Genomic DNA, 21,950 nt, shown 5'->3' with positions numbered 1-21,950 from the left:
CATAAGCAGGCTTTTTTACGAAAATATGTATTACAAGCTGTAGTACATATCGAATTCAACTGGGTGAGTAGTCGTGTTAAGACGACGTACATCTTCAGTTTTAAGTTCGATGTATGCATCAAGCATTTCTTTAGTGAACACGCCGCCTTTTAACAAGAATTCGTGATCTGCTTGAAGTGCTTCAAGAGCCATATCTAAGCTATGAGCAACTGTTGGGATTTTTGCTTCTTCTTCTGGAGGAAGATCGTACAAGTTCTTATCAGCAGCTTCGCCCGGATGGATCTTGTTTTGGATACCGTCGATACCAGCCATTAACAATGCAGCGAAACCTAAGTACGGGTTCATCATTGGGTCTGGGAAACGAGCTTCGATACGCTTACCTTTAGGGCTAGAAACGTATGGGATACGGATAGACGCAGAACGGTTACGTGCTGAGTAAGCAAGCATGATTGGCGCTTCGAAGTGAGGAACCAAACGCTTGTATGAGTTTGTAGATGGGTTTGTGATTGCGTTCAATGCACGAGCGTGCTTGATTACACCACCGATGAAATACAATGCCATTTCTGAAAGGCCTGCATATTCATCACCAGCAAACAAGTTCTTGCCATCTTTAGAGATAGACATGTGAACGTGCATACCAGAACCGTTATCACCTACCATTGGTTTAGGCATAAAGGTTGCAGTTTTTGCATATTGGTGAGCAACGTTCCAAACAGCATATTTGAACTGTTGAACTTCGTCAGCTTTACGTACAAGTGTATTGAAGCTCACACCAATTTCTAACTGGCAAGAAGCAACTTCGTGGTGATGTACTTCTACACGGCCTGGGCCCATGATGTCTTCGATTTTTGCACACATTTCTGCACGCATATCTTGTGAAGAATCAACTGGAGGAACTGGGAAGTAACCGCCTTTAACACGTGGACGGTGACCAGAGTTACCAGACTCGTAATCTTTACCAGTAGACCAAGCAGCTTCTTCAGCGATTAATGTATGACGAGCGCCAGACATATCGATGTCCCACTTCACTTCGTCAAATACAAAGAATTCTGGTTCTGGACCAAAGAATGCAGTATCACCGATACCTGTAGATTTTAAGTATTCTTCTGCACGGCGAGCAATCGAACGTGGGTCACGCTCATAACCTTGACCAGTTGAAGGTTCAATAACGTCACAAGTCACAACTACAGTTGGTTCAGCAAAGAACGGGTCGATGAAACCAGTTTCTGCATCTGGACGTAAGATCATGTCAGATGCTTCAATGCCTTTCCAACCAGCGATTGAAGAACCATCAAACATTTTACCGTCTTCAAAAGTATCTTCATCAATAGAATCAGCTGGGTAAGTTACGTGCTGTTCTTTACCCTTAGTATCAGTAAAGCGAAAATCGACCCATTTTGCGCCACTTTCTTGTATGAGTTGAAGGACCTTGTTCGCCATGCTCATTTTGCTCCAATGAAATTTTGTTGCACTTGTTAAGTGCGTGTTAATTGCTGGTATTTATATAGCAATTCTCATACCAACTTTATAAGACTTACCTAAAACATTGAATTGCTTATAACTATCCATGATTTAGGCCCCTTGTCTTGAACCCATTATACTGTTTGCATAGTTAAATGCACCATATTCAGACATTTTCAAATTATGGCATACAAGAATAGCTCGCAATCGCCCTAATTTAGTGCAAAATTGTTGCGCCAATATGAATCATCGCATCAATATCTAACAGTCCTTCATGATCATAATACTTTCTAATATATAAAGCTGACTTTCTTATTACAATGAATGAAAATAATAAAAGATGACTTATAAAATTTTAACCTTTAGCTGCCCCTTCTACATCTATCCATGCCTTTGCCAAAAGTTCTAATGCAAATATCTCTTCAAAAAATAGTTCTCAAAAATTTAAAAACGTCAGCGATCGAATCATCCCTTACCTCAATAAATAATGAAGTTTTATAAAATTAGTTTTCTTTCGCTTATCAAGTTCTCTGCCGTGAAATAGGTTTTGATCAGCTTTGGTGCAGCAAGAAACTAAAGTGATTTTTTACCATTTGTTATATACCTTTTTTATACATGACCAACTTGCTTTTCAATTTAAAAAAATCTAAAAAATAAAACATAACTTTTTTTTATAACTAAACAAACTAAAAGTTTGGCTTATTAAACTACAAGTATGTTCAAAGGATTTGAAATGAAGCATGAACTCGAACAATGTGACACAGCTTTTTTCGGCCATCCAAAACCCTTAAAAACTTTATTTTTTACAGAACTATGGGAACGCTTTTCTTACTATGGAATTCGCCCCTTACTCGTTCTTTATATGGTTGCGATGGTCAATGATGGGGGTTTAGGTCTTGATCGTCCTACTGCCGCCGCAATTGTTGGGTTATTTGCAGGCTCTATGTATTTAATGACCGTTTTAGGTGGTTGGATTGCCGACAACTGGTTAGGTCAAGCACGATCCGTCTGGTATGGCTCCCTCATTATTGCTTTAGGTCACTTATCAATTGCGCTTACCCCCATCTTTGATCAGTTCTTTTTTTATTTCGGCTTAGTCCTTATTGTTCTTGGCTCAGGTTTATTTAAAACCTGTATTTCAGTGATTGTCGGAACATTATATAAAGCTCAGGATAGTAGACGAGATGCTGGCTTCTCCATTTTTTATATGGGGATTAATATGGGGTCGTTTATTGCCCCGCTTATTACAGGTATATTGGCTCGCGATCATGGCTGGCATCTAGGTTTTGGGATTGGCGGCCTTGGAATGTTGATTGCATTAGTCATCTTCCGTGCATTAGCCATTCCTCAACTACAATCATTCAACCAATTGCGTCAGCAAACTGACAATTGGAATAAACCTGTCGTAGAAAATAGAAATGCGCCAAAAATTGCTTTCTCATTTTTACTATCTGTTGCAGTCATTATTGCTCTTACTTTCTTTGGTGTTATTCATATCAATCCAGTCGCGGTAGCAACTTATTTAACAGTCGGAATCGGCGTTGGAATTATCGCTTATTTTATCTATTTATTATTTTTCCTTGGTTTAGAAAAACATGAAAAATTTAAAATTATTATCTGCTTTGTCTTATTAGCAACATCAGCTCTTTTTTGGTCTGCCTTTGAGCAAAAACCAACATCTTTTAACCTATTTGCGCAAGATTACACAGACCGTATTGTTTTCGGATTTGAGATTCCAGCAGTATGGTTTCAATCAATTAATGCTCTGTTTATTATTATTTTTGCCCCAATTGCAGCATGGCTTTGGGCTAAACTTGGTAAGTCAAATAAAGACCCAAGTTATATCAGTAAATTTATTATTGCACTTTTACTGGCAGCAGGCGGTTTCTTGTTGATGTCATTTGCAAGCCGTTTTGCTATTGCAGGTGGATTAGTTTCACCATTTTGGTTAGTAGGTACTTTATTTCTACTTACTATCGGCGAACTTTGCTTAAGCCCGATTGGCCTATCTACCATGACTAAACTTGCACCTGATGTTATACGTGGTCAAATTATGGGTCTATGGTTTACAGGTTCAGCTTTAGGTAATCTTATCGCTGGCTTAATTGGCGGGCATGTATCAGCGGATGGCATTAATCATTTACCTACCTTATTTATGCGATGTGTTTTAGCGTTAGTGATTGGCGCAATCGTGTTATTTTTATTAAAGAAACCTATCAATAGATTAATGAACAAAAGTACCAGTAAAGTTCAACCTGAGTTGGAAACTATATGAGCGTTTTAACTGTTCCAGAAAAACTTGAGAAACTTCGTGAACTCATGCGCAATCAGCATGTTGATGCTTTGATTGTGATGAGTGCCGATCCACATATGTCAGAATATTTACCAGACTACTGGAAAGCAAGGCAGTGGTTAAGCGGTTTTAGTGGTTCGGTTGGTACGCTCGTCGTGACCCAAAACTTTGCTGGCCTTTGGGCAGATGGTCGCTATTGGGTACAAGCAGAGCAACAACTTGTTGGAACTGGCTTTGATCTTCAAAAATTAACAAGTGATGAATCTTCAACACATCTCGCTTGGATTGAGAAAAATCTAAAACCAGAATCAGTCATTGTGGTAAATGGGCATACTTTATCAATTCAGCAATTTAAAGCACTCGAACATACTGCACGAGTTAATAATTATAAACTCGAAACCCAGCAAGATTTAGTCGGAGAAATTTGGTTAAACCGCCCAGAACTTCCATCAAAGAAAATTCATTTCATGCCTGAAGGGTTAAATGCTCTATCTCGTAAAGAGAAAATTCAGACTATTCGTGAAACTTTACATAGCAAGAATATTGCGGGTCATTTCATTTCATCTTTAGACGATATCGCATGGATCTTAAATGCACGTGGGCAAGATGTAGAATATAACCCTGTGTTCCTTTCACATTTATATGTCAATGCAAAACAAACTATTCTTTTTATTGATGCTGACAAAGTTGATGTAAGCATTCAGCAAGCTTTGGCAACCGATGGTATTGAAATTCGTAACTACGAAGATACAGCTAAGTTTTTAGCAAATATTTCAGATGCCTCGGTACTTTTAGATCCAGCCAAAGTCTCGATTTTTCATGAACAAGCCATCGCAAAAGATATTCGGGTTATATATGACATCAACCCGAGTACGCTTTTTAAATCGCGTAAACATGAAAGCGAAATTGCTCATATCCGTCATGCAATGGTTAAAGATGGAGTCGCGCTTTGCCACTTTTTCCACTGGTTAGAGAAAGCACTTCATCATGGTGAAAGCATTTCAGAACTCACTATTGATGAAAAGATTACAGCTTTCCGTGCGCAGCAAGATGGATTTATAGGGGCGAGTTTTTCAACCATTGCTGGCTTTAATGCTAATGGTGCTCTACCTCATTATCGTGCAACTGAAGAGCACTATTCATTTATCGAAGGTGATGGTCTATTGTTGATTGACTCAGGTGGGCAATATGTAGATGGAACAACGGATATTACTCGTGTTGTTCCTGTAGGCACGCCCACAGGGCAACAAAAACGTGACTATACCTTGGTTTTAAAATGTCACATTGCTTTGGCAAAAACGATTTATCCAGAAGGTTTAGCTGCTCCGCTACTCGATTCAATTTGTCGTAATACTTTATGGCAACATGGTTTAGATTATCGCCATGGAACAGGACACGGCGTAGGCTTTGCGCTTAACGTACACGAAGGACCGCAAGTACTTTCTTATTACGCGCCTATACATGCTTATAGTAAGTTGCGTGAAGGAATGATTATTTCTAACGAGCCAGGTCTTTACCATGAGGGACAATACGGTATTCGCATTGAAAATCTGGTTGCTAACAAACTTCACTCAGGGTTTGAAAAAACTTACGGTGAATTCTTGGAGTTTGAAACACTGACCCTTTGCCCGATTCATTTAGATTGTATCGTTGTTGATATGCTAACTAATGAAGAGAAAGACTGGTTAAATCGTTACCATCAAACTGTTCAGGAAAGACTAGCTGAACACTTGTCTGGCGATGTTTTAGACTGGCTGATTTATAACACGAGAGCGATTTAATCTTCTTTTTTTAACTCAGGCAGAATAATTTTCTATTTCTAATAAAAAGCTTATTTTGCCTGAGCCGTACTTATCTATCATCTCAAAAAGGCTCACTTCTCAAAATCGTTTTTTTCGCAAATTTCTAACGAATGAAATAGTTAAACTGGTTACTTCTTTTTTTGCTATATTAGCCGATTAGAAAGTGGCTTCTTATTTCAAATCTAAAAGCCTTTTCTGGAAACGGGTATCAATATGGGTAACTATTTTAGTCACTTATTAAATATATATTAACTATCATGAGGTTAAGTTCATCATGCTTCTAATGATCGACAATTACGACTCTTTTACCTACAACATCGTCCAGTATTTTGGCGAGTTGGATCAGGAAGTAAAAGTTGTTCGCAATGATCAAGTCACATTAGAGGATATTGAACGATGGCAACCAAAATATCTCGTGATTGGTCCTGGCCCTTGCTCTCCAAGTGAAGCTGGTATTTCAATTCCTGCAATTAATCACTTTGCTGGGAAAATTCCTTTGCTTGGCGTGTGTTTAGGGCATCAAAGTATTGGGCAAGCTTTTGGCGGAAAAATTGTAAGAGCCAAAACGGTGATGCACGGACGTTTATCTGATATGTACCACAGCAATAAAGGTATTTTCAGTAATCTTCCTAGCCCATTCTCGGCAACTCGTTATCACTCTTTAGTGATCGATCAGCAAACACTGCCTGATTGCCTTGAAGTAACGTGCTGGACCAATGAAGCAGATGGCTCAATGGAAGAAATTATGGGTGTTAAACATAAGACACTTCCTGTTGAAGGCGTGCAGTTCCATCCTGAATCAATCTTGAGTCAACATGGCCATCAAATCTTTAAAAACTTTTTAGATATTTATGCATAAGGCTGCCGTAAATAGATTGTTTTAAAAGTAATGTGATAAGAACCCTGAATAAAAAAAGCCAACTACGATCAGTTGGCTTTTTTAATGCTTGAATCAATTACAACTTTAACTGCTGCACAATTGATCCATCTTGTTTTGCCACCAAAGATTCGCAGAGTTGAATACGCTCTTTGGTCTGTTTCAATCCTCTTTCAACTCCTACCAATTCTTTAGTTCGTGGTGCAAAAAAGTCATTTAACTGGACTGCTTGTTGTTGGGTACATGCTGCCCCACTAAACATTGCAGGAAAACGCCCAGCTGAAGATTTACCTAAACGATCAAACACGGCGTCATGATTTACCTTAAACCAAGACCATAAGCCACCTTGTTCATCTCCATAATTATTGATGGAGTTCACCACAGTACGAACTTCACCAACTTTAACACGCGGGTTTAAAATCAACTGTCGTGCTTGTTGGCGTGTTGCTTCTTGATTTGCTGAACCTAAGGCAGTAAGAATCGCAAGACGCTGGGTTGGTTGAGTCACGCGTTGTAACTCTCCAGATAAACGATCAAAAGCAGGTTGGCCTTTTTCTTGTACACGTACAGCTAAAATGGTTGGCAATAATTCAGGTGGTACTTGCGCAAAGTTAAGCTGCTTTTGAGCAAATAGAGCATCTGACTGTTTTAAGAGTTGTGTACGGACTTCGGAAACTTGAATATCTAAAGCAAGAAACTTAACTAACTCGCTACGCCATAAACTGTCTTCGGCTGATTCATCTTTTTTGTTTACATAACCCAACTGATTTAATTTAGGTAAATATAAATTGGCCAAGACTTTCCTAAAATGTTCACGTTCAGCTTCTGTTTTCAATACATGACGATGAATGGTACTTAACTGAGAAAACAGCGCTGTACTAATTTGTCGGCTATTTGAATTGGCAAATTTCTTCGCAGCATCTACGACAGCCAATAAATTAATATCCCCATGGTTAAATGCAGCTGAAATTGCATAGGCATAGGCCAACTGTTCACTATTAGAAAGCTTTTCTGTAGCAGCAGTCAGACGAGTAAATTCTTTTTGAGGCAAACTAAATTGGTAATACCCTGCCGCATCTGCATTTGGAATATACCAACTACCAAGGCTAGCACCTTTGAGTTCAATCTTGGCTTCTGCTTGGTCTACCAGCTCACACTGGACCTTACTGGCTGCATTTGGAACTTCATAACGTACACATAACGGTACGCCCCAAAGGCTTCTTGCATCTCCTCTTGAGCCCACAGGTAAATAACGAGTTTGCTTCACATTTAAAAAGACTTTATTGCCTTTTTGCTGTAGTGAAGTATTGATTAAAGGTACACCCGGTTGATCAAGGAAACTTTTTATCGCTTTGGCAAAGCGCTCACTTTGTCCAGACTGCTCTGCTAAAGCGCTAATTAAATCATTGGCTGTCGCATTACCATATTGATGCTTATTAATATAATTGCGTACTCCTTGTTTGAATTTTTCTTCACCTAAGTAGCTTTCAAACATATTTAAAACAGCCGCACCTTTTTGATACGTAATGCCATCAAAAGCCGTTTGAATATCGGCATTGCTTAAAATAGGCTGACGAATACGACGTACACTCACCAAACTATCACTTTTCATCGCATCAGCAGTATCTGCAATACGTTCTAGGTCAGCATTAAATTCGGGATGTAATTTTTGGGTGATTTTACTTTGCATCCATGTGGCAAAAGATTCATTAAGCCACAAATCATCCCACCACGGCATCGTGACGACATCACCGAACCATTGATGTGCCAGCTCATGTGCATTGACATTAAATGAATTCTGTACAAAAGAGACTGGTGAGTCTTTATCTAATAACATTAGATAGTCTCTAAAAGTAATTAGCCCCGGGTTCTCCATGGCTCCAGCTGCAAAGTCTGGTGCTGCAAGTAAATCTAACTTGTCAAATGGATAACCAAAGGCAAAATAATCTTCTAAAGTTTTTAAAATGGCTGGTGTTTCAGACAAGGCATGCTGCATTTTTTCAGCTTTAGCATCAGGCGCAATACCACGTAACTGAATCGGCTGCTTACGCCATGAAGTTTCCCCAATATCTGGCCCTTTTTGTAATTGCCACGGTCCGACAGCCAACGCAAGTAAATAAGTTGGCAATGGTTTGGTTTGTGCAAAACTTAGCGTTTTCCAACCCGACTTCTCTGCTTGCTCAGATGTTTGTTGGGTATTGGCAAAACCTGAATATTTGCTTGGAATCGTCAAACGAATATTAAACGGCGTTTTAAAACGTGGCTCATCAAATGACGGAAATGACTGGCGTGCACTAATCGCTTCCATTTGAGTCATCACATAGGGTTTACCCTCAAACTCGATTTTATAAATACCGTCGAGCTGCTGGTCATACGCCGCATTAAAATCTAGAACGAGTTGATACTGGCCTGCTGGCAAGGTCTTGGCAAATTTAACTTTACTCACCCCATCAACCTCGGAGGCTTGCTCATATTTTGCTTTGGTTTTAGCACCCTCTGCCGATGTGATATTCACACCTTTCACTGTCAAAGATTTACCATGAATCCAGATGTGATCTGTGGCTTGAGCCAGCTTTAAATGGATAGTAGTTTTACCGGTATAGCCTTTTTGTGCGGGATCAATCTTAAAATCTAAATCATAAGATTCGGGTACGACCCACTCGGGTAATTTACCAATCGGGATTTGTTCACTGTTATTAGATGCAAAAATCTGTGTTGCCGATAAAGATAATAATGTTGTAAGTAGTAATCTTTTTTTAAATGAAGGCTTGACCAACATAAGGGGTTTTATCCTCTGTAGTTTTAAATAAAAAGATGCAGCAAATGCTGTACCACTTCGCTGCATCCATACATCATTCTTAGAATTTATAGTTAAACTCCAACCAACCTTGACGGCCGAATGGCGAATATGATCCTACCGGATAATACGGCCAACCGCCTGTGTCATCTCGTTTCACTTTGTCAAACAAGTTATTAATAATGATTGAAGCAGAAGCTTTTGGAGAGATTTGATAAGTACCACTCCAGTTCACTAAATACGTTGGGCTTAAATAGGCAGTCTGGTCGCCGTTTGGAATTTTGCCATAACGATTAACTAATACTGTTGATGCCCAATCACCAAAGCTCCAGCTGAGACTGGTATTAAAACGGTCACGCCAATCCTGAATAGTTAAATCTTTTAAATAGTCATCTTTCTCGTGATCTTTTGATTGTTGATATTCATGTTCTAGTACACGGCTATAATTGATTGTCCAGAGAAAGTTACCAAAACTGTCTGTTTTCCAACGCCATCTGCTAGTGAAATCAATCCCACGAGTATGGTCTGATGCAGCATTAATCGGCACAATATTAATATTCTTAATCACATTTGGATCGACAACTGCATTTGCAGGGTTACGCTCTACACGTGCCAAAGCATCAATACAGGCCGCAGAGTTAATATCTTGGTTGCCTAAACGACAATCTGCTTCTAAACGTAGAATTTTGTCATCACTCAAATTTCTCACAAGATTATCAATTTTGATATCCCAGTAATCGACGCTAATGTCAAACTTATTGGTTGGCGACCAAACAAAACCTGCACCATAAGATTTACCCTCTTCAGGTTTAAGCTCTTTGTTTCCGGTTAAAGTGTAATTCGCCCCAGGCGCGTAATCTTTAAAGCTACATTTATCTAAAGGTTGTCCCGTTTGGCTACAACGTAAATAATCGGTGGTCTTTTCGAAATAACCTTTTTGTTTATTTAAAAACAGATAGTTCATATCTGGTGCACGAAAGCTGGTCGCGTAGTTACCGCGCACCAATAAAGTCGGATGTGGTCTAAACTCGAGACCCGAACCGAAAGTTAGCTTATCAATGCTGTTATCTGACAAAGCATAACGGTCATAGCGTCCGGACAGGGTTAAATTTAACGGTTTTGCTAAGGGTAAGAATAATTCAGCGCCGAGTGCTTGGCGGGTCCGTGTTCCTCCATATTCGCCACTAGAGCTTAAATTATAATATTCACCATTTTCGATCGCCTCATCTGGCTTAATCGAGAAGCCTTGACGCCCAATTTCAGCCACAGCCGCAAGTTTGGCAGTTCCTGCAGGTAGCTTAAATACGTCACCATTCGCACTTAGGGTCAAACTTTGTGCCCACGACTTATCTTTTTCTTTTGTGGTTCCCGAAATACTCTCAAATTCGCTTGCTGTGAGTGGTCGACTTAAACGATCTAAATGAGGTGAATAAATAGGAATACCATCTGCATCTGTACCAAGTTGCTTACCTAAGAAATATTCATCAACATTCGAGCGTAATAAGCCTTGGCGGTTTAGCTGACTAGTATAAATAGAACCATTATAGGCTGCTTCATAACTCCAGCTCGTCTCTCCAATATCGCCTCGAATTCCAAAATTTAAGTTCGAAGAAAGTTCTTTCCATTTTTTATTTATTCGTTCTACCCCGCCTAATTCTTCAGGTGCAAAACGGCGATTCCAAATTTCATAATTTCCAGAATCTTGATTTAGGAAATAACCACTCGTTGCAGCTAAAGAAGTCCATGTCGGACTACGGGTATTGTTTTCAATTTGATTTGCCCCAATTAAAAAATCGGCAAATAGTTGGGTTTTATCATTTAACTCATAATCTAAACCGAGATAACCATTTTGACTGCGATTTTGAGTTTGAACCGTCCAATAAGTTGGTCGTGCCAAACCACTGGCACAATTGTCTGCCCCTGCTTGTCCAATATTATTGACTGATCCGTTAAATAAACCATTAAAGACCTGACACCCACCAATTGAAAGATATTTACCAGTATCAGCATTTTTACGACCCACAATAGTGTCTGGTTTTTCTCCTAAACGAGTTCGGCTCTTCATAAAATCTCGATCGGCTGCCCATATCGGTTCACGGCCACTGAGTTCAACCCCATAAACAAGGCTGAGCTTGTCTAAAGTCTTACTGCCACTCAGTTGTAAACGTAAGTTTTCACCACCTTCTTTTGTTCCACCCGCCTTGATATTAAACTGTGTGCCGTCTGTTTTCTTTTTCAGAATGATATTCACCACACCAGCAATTGCATCTGAACCATAAATTGCAGAGGCACCACCGTTTAATATTTCAATCCGATCAATAATGGCAGTTGGAATATTGGCTAAATTTACGAAATTGACAGAGCCATCATAAGGTACAGGATAGTCTGCAACCCGATGTCCATTAATCAAAGTTAAAGTATGATTAGGTCCTAAGCCTCTTAAGCTAATAGCGTTAGCCGCAGGTGTAAAAGTATTTCCATAATCGGCACCTTGTACAAAACCCGTGTTCTGCGTCAAATTATTGAGTGCATCAAATGCATTACTAAAACCTTGTTTTTCAATATCGGCTGCGGTAATTACGGTGACACTGGTCGGGCCATCTTTTTGTGCTTTTGAAATCCGAGATCCTGTCACAGCAACACGGACTACTTTATCTGGTTTAGTTTGGTTTTGTGGTTGCTCTACAGTTTCTTGTGCATAACTTTCTAATGGATGAAACAGTGAAACAAATACAAAAATAAATGAGCGCTTATTTTTTAAAGCCCCTAGATATTTCAAGTTATTTAAATACATATTTATTGATAGACAAATTAAAGATTGCCCTAATATATCCACTTTAATTTGATTGATTTATACACATTTTTCCTAGGTATATTGGCGTTTAAGATATACCAAATGGTTAATTATTTATCATAAAAACTCACAATAAACTAAAACCTTTTTCCATAAATAAATTCTGTTTATTAATCAAAGTAAAGTAAGAAACGAGCAAATTTTTTAAAACTATGATCGAACAACAAAAATCTTTGATTATTTTCTGCTAACATAGCTCTCCGTAGCTAGTGAATCATGGAACGCAACAAGCCGAACCTTCCACTCTTGATCAACTTCACCTAAAAATTTTAATCATTAATGCTGTAAATCATGACTATGAATATCCAACAGGCGCTCAACCACATTACCAAAAACATTCATTTGACTCAGCCTCAAATGGAAGACATCATGCGCAGCATCATGCAAGGTGAGGCAACTGAAGCACAAATTGGTGCTTTAATGATGGGCTTACGCATGAAGGGTGAAAGTATTGATGAAATGACTGCAGCTGCACGTGTCATGCGTGAATTTGCGATTAAAATTGATGTCAGTGATATCAAACATTTAGTTGATATTGTGGGTACTGGCGGCGATGGGCAAAACTTATTTAATGTCTCTACTGCTTCAAGCTTTGTGATTGCGGCAGCAGGTGCAACCATTGCCAAACATGGTAACCGTGGTGTTTCAAGTAAATCAGGCTCATCAGACCTACTTGAACAAGCAGGTATTCATCTTGATTTAGATATGCAACAAACCGAACGCTGTATCCGTGAAATGGGTATAGGTTTCTTGTTTGCACCAAACCATCATAAAGCAATGAAATACGCTGCTGGGCCACGTCGTGAGCTTGGTGTCCGCAGTATTTTCAATTTACTGGGGCCGCTTACGAATCCAGCGGGCGTAAAACGCTTTGTCATTGGTGTATTTTCAGATGAACTTTGCCGCCCAATTGCTGAAGTTATGAAGCAACTCGGTGCTGAACACGTGATGGTTGTTCATTCAAAAGATGGTCTTGATGAAATCAGTCTTGCTGCTCCTACTGCTGTTGCCGAACTGAAAGATGGTGAAGTTACTGAATGGACGCTTAATCCTGAAGATGTCGGAATTGAGTCACAAACCTTAAGTGGTTTGGTAGTCGCTGATGCAACGGCAAGTCTAAAATTGATTAAAGATGCTTTAAGCAAAAATAAATCCGATATTGGTGAAAAAGCTGCAAACATGATTGCGCTTAATGCGGGTGCTGGTATTTATGTGGCTGGTATTACCAAGACTTATGCTCAGGCTGTTACATTCGCGCAAGATATTATTTATGGCGGACAAGCCTTAGAAAAAATGAGTGTTTTGGCTGAATTTACCAAAACATTAAAACAATGTCAGGCAGATTAAGGACTTCTCATGATTAATATTCAAAATACCATTTTAGGTAAAATTGTTGACCGTAAACATGAGGAACTTGCTGCGCGTTTAAAACAACGTAATTTGCAAGATGTTGAAGAATTAGCAAAAGCTGCGACTCCAGTGCGTGGCTTTGCAAATGCTTTAAAACATAAACGCCCAGGTGTAATTGCTGAAATTAAAAAAGCCTCTCCATCAAAAGGGATTATTCGCGCAGATTTTAATCCTGCTGAAATTGCTCAGCAATATGAACAAGCTGGAGCAGCATGTTTATCGGTATTGACCGATGTGGATTTCTTTCAGGGTGCAGATGAGAATATTGTGATTGCCCGCAGTCATTGTGCCCTGCCTGCTTTACGTAAAGACTTTCTGATCGATCCATATAATGTAGTTGAAGCACGTGCTTTGCATGCTGACTGTATTTTATTAATTGTTGCTTGCTTATCTGACCAGCAACTCGAAGAAATGTCTAAAACTGCATTTGAACATCAACTCGATGTACTAGTTGAAGTTCATGACGAAGAAGAAATGGAACGCGCTTTAAAGCTTTCTGAGCAATGTTTATTAGGCGTGAATAACCGTAATTTAAAAACGTTTGATGTGGATTTAAATACATCCATTCGATTGAAAAAATTACTTCCGGCCTCACGTTTATTAATTACTGAAAGCGGTATAGCGACACCAGATGATGTGCGCATGATGCAAGAGCATGATATTCATAGCTTCTTGGTCGGCGAAAGTTTTATGAAACAACCACGTCCAGATCAAGCTTTTACTGCCCTTTTTGGACAACCTCAAACGGTTTAATGAAGATATATGAGTAATAAAGATTCATCGCTTTCTAAAGAGCAACAAAAGTTATTGAAGCAATTTAAAAAGCAAATCTCCAATCCTCATTCAAGCAAAATCGCAAGTCAGCCTGAGACCAAACAACCTCCGGCTGAGTCTGAAGAATTGGAAAATGCAAATCTGTTTCAAAGCGCTGTAGCAGGTGTTAAACCCATCAATAATAGTAATATTGCTGATGTAAGAGTTCCTCGCGCCAGAAAAGTTGATGCTCAAACATTAGCTAAACGTGCAGCTGCCGAAGGTGGCCGTGACACTGAGCATGCCGAACTATCTGATACACAAGCTGCTTTAAATCCTGTCGCAAGTCAAGCAACGTTAAGCTATCGCATTGCGACTCTTCAACATAAGGTTTTTGAAGATTTAAAAGCAGGCAAGATGCGTTGGTTTGAAGCTGTAGATTTACACGGCTGTACCATTGAACAAGCACGTGACGCAGTTTTACAAATTATTCAGATGGCAAAAGATGAAAATCAAAATGTCATCAAAATTGTGCATGGCAAAGGCCCTGAAGCGGTCTTAAAAACCTATGTCAACGGATGGTTACGTCAACACCGCGATGTTTTGGCATTTGTAAGTGCGCCTGAAAATCAAGGTGGTACAGGTGCCGTTCTCGTGCTGCTTAAACGCGCAGAAAAAAATCCAAAGTTCGAACAAAAAAAATGATCCTTTGGGATCATTTTTTTACATCAAACACCTGCAATAATTGAGCAACTACTGCAATGGCAATCATTGCAGGTTGTTTCGATGAAATTCCTTCTACCCCGATCGGGCAAACCAAACGTTGTAATGTTTCTGGGGTATAACCACGTACTTGCATACGCTTTTCAAAAATAGCTCTTTTACTTTTTGAACCAATCATTCCTACATAAGCAAATGGTTTCACCGTAGGTTTTAAGGCTGTAAAACACAATTGCAGATCTAGTTGATGATCGTGCGTTAAAATTAAAATTGCCCCCAAACGATGAAATTGCTCAATTTCGGCGTCTAAGGTATCAGTCGTTAAACATTGCACCTGTTCCAGTAAGTCTAATGGGAAAATATCATCACGTGGATCAATCCATTTCACCCGAACACCAATAGGCAATAAACAACGGACAATTGCTTCCCCCACATGCCCTGCTCCACAAATTAGCACTTGCATGGCATAAGGTTGAATCTGCTGGCCAAATTGCCATTGCTCACTACTGCCAGAATGAAACTCCAAACATGGTTGTTGTTCTATATCCATAGTCTGCCAAGTGGACGCATATTGATGTGAGACGGTACGCCATATATGCTTTCCACCTCGCCATGCTTGCAAACTCGCAGATAAATTCGATGTGATATCAGTGGGTGATATTTTTTCAAACAATAACCACATTACTCCGCCACAACACTGTCCCAGCCGCGCACTGAGGTTAAAGCGTTCAATACGCCTCACAGAAGTTCCCGTTTCTTTTAACATTGCTTTAGCAATATCAATAGCCTTAAATTCTAAATGCCCGCCACCGATCGTATCGGATTGCTGCCATTGTTGTTGCAAATTAAACCGCAACAACATGGTTGCACCAACTTCTCGTGGTGTTGAACCATCAGCACGGACCACTGTGACTAATACCATAGGCAGAGCCTCGACTTGCCACGCTAAAAAATCAGTCCACCATTGTAAATGTTGCATAATCTTCTACATTCTAGCTTGTGGGCGATCAGCCAAAGCTTGTCCTCGTCCAATCGCAATTGCACGTAAAATTTCTTCGGCAGTTGCAGGAGCATCCAGTACGAGCGGTGCATTTTCTGGAATAGCCGCCTGTACTGCCTGACGAATTGCAGAGAAAACTGACAATGCCAACATAAATGGCGGTTCACCTACCGCTTTAGAGCGATAGATGGTGTCTGCCTGATTTTGATTATTAAACAGTTTGACGTTAAAAATATGAGGTATATCCACACTGGTCGGGATTTTATAAGTTGAAGGTGCATGGGTAAATAAACGGCCTGCGTGTGGGCCCTGCGGCTGCCAATACAACTCTTCTGTGGTGAGCCACCCCATTCCTTGAACAAAACCGCCTTCAATTTGCCCAATATCAATTGCAGGGTTAATTGACTGCCCGACATCATGCAAAATATCGGCACGTAACACTTTCATTTCCCCAGTTAGCGTATCTATTGCGACCTCGCTGACCGCTGCGCCATAAGCATAATAGAAAAATGGACGCCCTAAATGGTTGACCTGATCATAGTGAATTTCTGGAGTTTTATAAAAACCACTGTCCCACAGTTGTACACGTGCCATATATGCCCGTTGAACCAAGTCAGGAAATGTCCATGAGTGACCATTTGCTGTTGAAACCATACTATCTTCAAACTGGACTTGGTTAGCTTCACTGTCACTTATTTCTGCTGCAAGTTTTGCCAGACGCTCACGAATTTTAATACAGGCATTTTGAACAGCTTTACCATTTAAATCTGCTCCACTCGATGCTGCAGTTGCTGAAGTATTTGGTACACGAGAAGTATCTGTTGCAATTAAGCGAATGCTATCGATTGGTAAACCCAACTCATGTGCAGCAACCTGCCTTACTTTAGTATATAAACCCTGTCCCATTTCTGTACCGCCATGGGTAATAGAAACAGTACCATCCATATACACATAGACCAGTGCACCCGCCTGATTGTAATGTACGGCATTAAACGAAATACCGAACATTAATGGGGTTAACGCAATACCACGTTTAATGATGTCATTGTTCTGATTAAAAGCATGAATGTCTTGTTTGCGTTTTGCATAATCACTACTTTGCAATAATTCAGCTACCAATTTTGGCGCAATATTATCACGGACTTCTGCCCCATAATGCATACGGTCACGTCCAGCACCGGGCTGCTCGGCAAAGAAATTACGCTGCCGAATTTCAACTGGGTCACAACCTAAATAACGAGCAATGTCATCAATAATATTTTCAATGACAAACATGCCCTGCGGTCCACCAAAACCACGATATGCCGTATTAGACACAGTGTTGGTTTTACAACGTAAGTTACGTAGCTCAACTGCATTTAAATAATAAGCGTTGCCAATATGGCAAATCGCACGTTCATTTACTGGCCCAGAAAGATCAGCCGAAAAACCGCAGTTTGAAGCCAGTTGTACCTTTAAGCCTTGTAAAACACCACTGTCATCAAAGGCTACAGACCACTCATAAGCAAAACCGTGACGTTTACCTGTAGCGCTCATGTCATCATCACGATCTAAACGTAATTTACACGGACGGCCTGTTTTTTGTGATGCCAAAGATGCAATGCATGCCCACTGCGCCGACTGCGACTCTTTACCGCCAAATCCACCACCCATACGGCGGCTTTCTACACTCACTTGATGCATATTCATGCCTAATGCATGACAAATCAGCAGCTGCATTTCGGTTGGATGTTGTGTCGAGCAATAGACTTTTAAGCTCTGATTTTCTTGTGGAATCGCATAGGAAATCTGACCTTCTAAATAAAAATGCTCTTGCCCACCCAGCTCAATCGCACCTGAAAGTTGATGGGCTGCATTTTGAAATGCCTGTTCAACTTCACCATGGTTAAATTCAACAGGCGGTAATACCCACGATTCTTTTTCAATCGCATCTTGAATCGTTAAAATCGGAGTTTCACTCACATATTCAATTTTTGCCAAGCGAACTGCCTGACGGGCTTGCTGATAACTCTCAGCAACAACCACAAACAGGGCTTGGCCATAAAACTCAACCTGCTCTTCGGCAAAAATTGGGTCATCTTTTACAATTGGTCCCCAATTGTTTTCAACATCAATATCCTTTGCCGAAAAAACTGCATACACACCATCAGCCTGACGTACTGCATCCAAATCAAACTTAATGATTTTACCTTTGGCACAATTTGAAAATCCAACTGCCAGATGCATGGTATTTTCAAGCTCAGGTAAATCATCAATATAGGTTGCTTGCCCAGTCACATGTAAATGTGCACTTTCATGTGGAATCGAGTCGCCTGCTTTAGCTGATTTTTTAGAAATATTTAAGTCAATGGTTTGATTCATGTTAGATCTCCACCATAGCAATCAAGTCATTCACACGAGTAATCGTTTTAGACAGGACTTTTTCTACATAAAAACGCTGTAAACAGTTTTTCGCGACGTGTAACCGATATGCCGAGCTAGCCCGTCCATCATCTAAAGGTTGATAGTCTTGCGACAATGCCTCTTGAGCCTTAGCTATCAATTCTGCTGTAAGTTGCTGACCTTCCAATATGGCTTCTGCATATTTTGCACGCTTGGGAATAGCTGCCATGCCACCAAAAGCAATTCTGACATTGTAAGCGACATAATGAGTATCTAACTCACATGAAATGGCCGCACATACCGCGGAAATATCTTGCTCAAAACGTTTAGCAATTTTATAGCTAGCAAATTTAAAATGCGTCTGCCCTTCACGAAGCGGAATAACAATCGCCTCTACAAACTCACCAAGCTGTAATGCTGTTTTTTGATAATCGAGGTAAAAGTCTTCCAAGGCGATTTCACGGGTCTGTTCACCTACGCGCAAAATCAATCGTGTACCTAGCGTAATTAATGCCGGCATTGAGTCACCAATAGGCGAACCATTGGCAATATTTCCACCTAACGTTCCTGCATTTTTAATCGGCATGGAAGCAAAACGGCGCTGTAATTCTTGAAAGTCAGGATAAAAATCTGAAATTTTGATGAGTGCATCACTCAAACTGACATTTGCCCCAATCGTTAAAGCATGGTCTGTGACTACAATCTTTTTCAGCTCTTCCACCTGACCAATATAAAGCATATCGCTCAAATCACGGCCCTGCTTTGTTACCCACAAACCGACATCTGTACTACCTGCAACAATCCGTGCTTGCGGTAACTGCAAACGTAATGCGGCAAAATCCAGCAAAGTCTTTGGTGCAAAGAATTGTTGACCATGATCATTTAAATGTAATGCAGGTAATGTTTTGATCTCTTTTAATATATCAATTATTTTTTGGCGTTCTAATACAACACGTGGATAGTCATAAGCTTTTTGTGCTGCATCTAAAATAGGACGATAGCCTGTACAGCGACATAAATTTCCAGAAATATAATCGCTGATTTTATCTTTGCTTGGAGAATGTTGTTCATTTTCGTACATTGACCATAAGGACATGATAAAACCGGGCGTACAAAAACCACATTGTGAACCATGCATATCCACCATTGCCTGTTGTACTGGGTGAAGTGTTCCATCTTGTGTAGGCAATAAATTATGCAGATCTTCTACTGTAAATAGGGCTTTACCATCTAAAGTCGGTAAAAACTGAATACACGCATTCACACTGCGCAATTGCAGATTGTCATTGACCAACTCACCAATCACTACGGTACATGCACCACAATCGCCCTCAGCACAGCCCTCTTTTGTACCAGTCTGCCGAGTCTTACCCGATTGAGTATATCCTCGTAAAAATTGTAAGACTGTCATTGTGGGTAATACATTTTCTACTTGTTGCTGACTACCACGAAAAAAAAAGGTGATTGGACGTTCTGACATGTTTTATCCTTATGCTCTATAGTACGGCATATTTGCAAATATGATGCCATCAGGCGATCATTTATAACTTACCTCTATTAGTTGCACATTTCATGCTCAAATAATTGACTATTAACGATAAAAAACATGAAATTTATTCACCATTTATCTAATGCGCGCCGAACAGGATAAATATAGTGCGACGAGTTATGAACATCAGGGCATGTTTCTGATACAATGCCGAGCTTGTCTAATAGAGTAAATTTATACGCCTTATGTCAATGCAGCAATCGTACGCAAACATTCTGACTGCCGTCGGTGAAGACCTTAATCGTCCCGGCCTTAAAGATACGCCTGTGCGTGCGGCTAAAGCTTTTTCATATTTAACTTCTGGCTATAGTAAAACTTTAGAAGAAGTCACCAATAATGCGGTTTTCCCATCAGATAACCATGAAATGGTATTGGTGAAGAATATTGAATTCTATTCGCTTTGCGAACATCATCTCCTCCCGTTCTATGGCCGTGTTCATGTTGCCTATTTACCAGAAGGCAAAGTTCTTGGCTTATCTAAATTTGCACGTATTACCGAGATGTTTGCTCGTCGTTTGCAAATTCAAGAAAATTTAACTCAGCAAATCGCTGAAGCTGTAGCTGAAGTGACTGGCGCACGTGGTGTGGCTGTCGTGATCGATTCAGCACATATGTGTATGATGATGCGTGGTGTAGGTAAACAGGAATCTACAACTCGTACAGTTTCTTTTGTCGGAGATTTTAAAACTGACAAAGAAGCACGCCGTGAATTCTTAAGTGCAGTACCAGAAAGCTACTAATCTGGTAACTACTGCAAAAAAAGCCCGACTCAGTTGGGCTTTTTTTATATTTAGATAAAGCACTTACTCTATAAAACATAACAATCAAATTATGTGATTTTTGTTATAAAAGTACACATCTTTAATTTTAAATAATTTATGAGTTAATCATGCAATTTAACAAAATTTCTTGCTTACTTTTATCCCCTCTTTTTATTTTTAATACCTCAATTTATGCAGGGAATACACCAAAAGAGCAAGAAATTAAGAAACTGGTTGATCAAAATTTTAAACCGTTATTAGAAAAATATGATGTGCCTGGGATGGCTGTTGGCATCATCCAAAATAATAAAAAGTATGAAACGTATTATGGTCTACAATCCGTTCAAGATAAAAAAGCCGTAAATAGCAGTACCATTTTTGAGCTCGGTTCAGTTAGTAAATTATTTACTGCTACAGCTGGTGGATATGCCAAAACAAAAGGAACAATTTCTTTTAAAGACACACCCGGAAAATATTGGAAAGAATTAAAAAACACACCGATTGACCAAGTTAACTTACTTCAACTTGCTACTTATACAAGTGGCAACCTTGGCTTACAGTTTCCAGATGAAGTCAAAACAGATCAGCAAGTTTTAACTTTTTTCAAAGACTGGAAGCCTAAAAACTCAATCGGTGAATATCGACAATATTCAAATCCAAGCATTGGTTTATTTGGAAAAGTTGTTGCTTTGTCTATGAATAAACCTTTTGACCAAGTCTTAGAAAAAACCATTTTTCCAGATCTTGGCTTAAAACATAGCTATGTAAATGTGCCTAAAACTCAAATGCAAAACTATGCATTTGGCTATAACCAAGAAAATCAGCCGATTCGAGTTAACCCCGGCCCGCTAGATGCACCTGCGTACGGCGTTAAATCGACCTTACCGGATATGCTGAGTTTCGTTAATGCCAATCTAAATCCACAAAAATATCCGGCAGATATTCAACGCGCAATTAATGAAACACATAAAGGTTTCTACCAAGTAGGCACGATGTATCAAGCATTAGGTTGGGAAGAGTTCTCTTATCCAGCACCGTTACAGACTTTATTAGACAGTAATTCAGAACAAATCGTGATGAAGCCTAATAAAGTGACTGCTATTTCAAAAGAACCTTCAGTTAAGATGTTCCACAAAACTGGTTCAACCAACGGTTTTGGAACCTATGTTGTGTTTATTCCAAAAGAAAATATTGGTTTAGTTATGTTAACCAATAAACGTATTCCGAATGAAGAACGCATTAAAGCAGCGTATGCAGTATTGAATGCAATAAAGAAATAATCTTTTGCTAA

Annotated in this window: 14 protein-coding genes; 8 read left to right on the top strand and 6 right to left on the bottom strand. The window is 39.7% G+C overall.

Annotation, left to right across the window (positions count from 1 at the left end; all coding sequences use genetic code 11):
* Positions 1–30: 30 nt before the first annotated feature.
* On the bottom strand, positions 31–1,446 hold the full coding sequence (glnA, locus tag MJX77_RS11110) for a type I glutamate--ammonia ligase (protein WP_171056845.1): 1,416 nt from the start codon (positions 1,444–1,446) through the stop codon (positions 31–33).
* A 730-nt stretch (positions 1,447–2,176) separates the two neighbouring features.
* Here glnA and MJX77_RS11105 point away from each other — a divergent pair.
* From MJX77_RS11105 to MJX77_RS11095, 3 genes are all read left to right on the top strand, one after another.
* Positions 2,177–3,736 carry a peptide MFS transporter gene (locus MJX77_RS11105; RefSeq protein ID WP_252059057.1) on the top strand — a complete coding sequence of 520 codons (1,560 nt, stop codon included), beginning with the start codon at positions 2,177–2,179 and terminating at the stop codon, positions 3,734–3,736.
* Positions 3,733–5,535, top strand: coding sequence for an aminopeptidase P family protein (locus MJX77_RS11100; protein WP_252059056.1), 1,803 nt, complete (start codon positions 3,733–3,735; stop codon positions 5,533–5,535). Before MJX77_RS11105 ends, MJX77_RS11100 begins: the two co-directional genes overlap by 4 nt.
* 295 nt (positions 5,536–5,830) lie before the next feature.
* Complete coding sequence (locus MJX77_RS11095) at positions 5,831–6,415, top strand: anthranilate synthase component II (RefSeq protein WP_005307201.1); 585 nt, start codon at positions 5,831–5,833, stop codon at positions 6,413–6,415.
* A 97-nt stretch (positions 6,416–6,512) separates the two neighbouring features.
* On the opposite strand, the gene MJX77_RS11090 is transcribed toward MJX77_RS11095, so the two are convergent.
* Entirely contained in the window at positions 6,513–9,278 is a 2,766-nt protein-coding gene (locus MJX77_RS11090; RefSeq protein ID WP_252059054.1) for a M1 family metallopeptidase, read from the bottom strand.
* A gap of 13 nt (positions 9,279–9,291) precedes the next feature.
* Positions 9,292–12,024 carry a TonB-dependent receptor plug domain-containing protein gene (locus MJX77_RS11085; protein ID WP_252059052.1) on the bottom strand — a complete coding sequence of 911 codons (2,733 nt, stop codon included), beginning with the start codon at positions 12,022–12,024 and terminating at the stop codon, positions 9,292–9,294.
* A gap of 357 nt (positions 12,025–12,381) precedes the next feature.
* Between MJX77_RS11085 and trpD the strand changes: the two genes are divergently transcribed.
* The 3 genes from trpD to MJX77_RS11070 are packed head-to-tail and all read left to right on the top strand — an operon-like array spanning position 12,382 to position 14,952.
* Positions 12,382–13,431, top strand: coding sequence for an anthranilate phosphoribosyltransferase (gene trpD, locus MJX77_RS11080; RefSeq protein ID WP_252061328.1), 1,050 nt, complete (start codon positions 12,382–12,384; stop codon positions 13,429–13,431).
* Between the two features lie 9 nt (positions 13,432–13,440).
* Positions 13,441–14,247, top strand: coding sequence for an indole-3-glycerol phosphate synthase TrpC (gene trpC, locus MJX77_RS11075; RefSeq protein WP_252059050.1), 807 nt, complete (start codon positions 13,441–13,443; stop codon positions 14,245–14,247).
* 9 nt (positions 14,248–14,256) lie between these two features.
* A complete protein-coding gene (locus MJX77_RS11070; protein WP_252059048.1) occupies positions 14,257–14,952 on the top strand; it encodes a Smr/MutS family protein in 696 nt (231 codons plus the stop codon).
* Between the two features lie 10 nt (positions 14,953–14,962).
* Here MJX77_RS11070 and xdhC read toward each other — a convergent pair whose 3' ends face one another.
* Genes xdhC through xdhA form a run of 3 tightly spaced genes read right to left on the bottom strand, consistent with a single transcriptional unit; the run spans position 14,963 to position 19,829 of the window.
* Positions 14,963–15,946 (bottom strand): xanthine dehydrogenase accessory protein XdhC, encoded by a 984-nt coding sequence (gene xdhC / locus MJX77_RS11065; RefSeq protein ID WP_252059046.1) that lies wholly within the window; start codon positions 15,944–15,946, stop codon positions 14,963–14,965.
* 6 nt (positions 15,947–15,952) lie between these two features.
* The gene (gene xdhB, locus MJX77_RS11060) at positions 15,953–18,328 is read right to left on the bottom strand and encodes a xanthine dehydrogenase molybdopterin binding subunit (protein WP_252059044.1); all 2,376 of its coding nucleotides are present in this window, start codon (positions 18,326–18,328) and stop codon (positions 15,953–15,955) included.
* A 1-nt stretch (position 18,329) separates the two neighbouring features.
* Entirely contained in the window at positions 18,330–19,829 is a 1,500-nt protein-coding gene (xdhA, locus tag MJX77_RS11055) for a xanthine dehydrogenase small subunit (RefSeq protein WP_252059041.1), read from the bottom strand.
* A gap of 260 nt (positions 19,830–20,089) precedes the next feature.
* Between xdhA and folE the strand changes: the two genes are divergently transcribed.
* A complete protein-coding gene (gene folE / locus MJX77_RS11050; protein ID WP_001187844.1) occupies positions 20,090–20,638 on the top strand; it encodes a GTP cyclohydrolase I FolE in 549 nt (182 codons plus the stop codon).
* Between the two features lie 149 nt (positions 20,639–20,787).
* Complete coding sequence (gene blaADC / locus MJX77_RS11045) at positions 20,788–21,939, top strand: ADC family extended-spectrum class C beta-lactamase (protein ID WP_252059039.1); 1,152 nt, start codon at positions 20,788–20,790, stop codon at positions 21,937–21,939.
* The last annotated feature ends 11 nt before the right edge of the window (positions 21,940–21,950 follow it).

Source organism: Acinetobacter sp. AHP123 (assembly GCF_023757925.1).
Lineage (GTDB): Bacteria > Pseudomonadota > Gammaproteobacteria > Pseudomonadales > Moraxellaceae > Acinetobacter > Acinetobacter oleivorans.
Note: the sequence above shows the minus strand (reverse complement) of the source record. Positions and strands in the feature narration are given on the sequence as shown.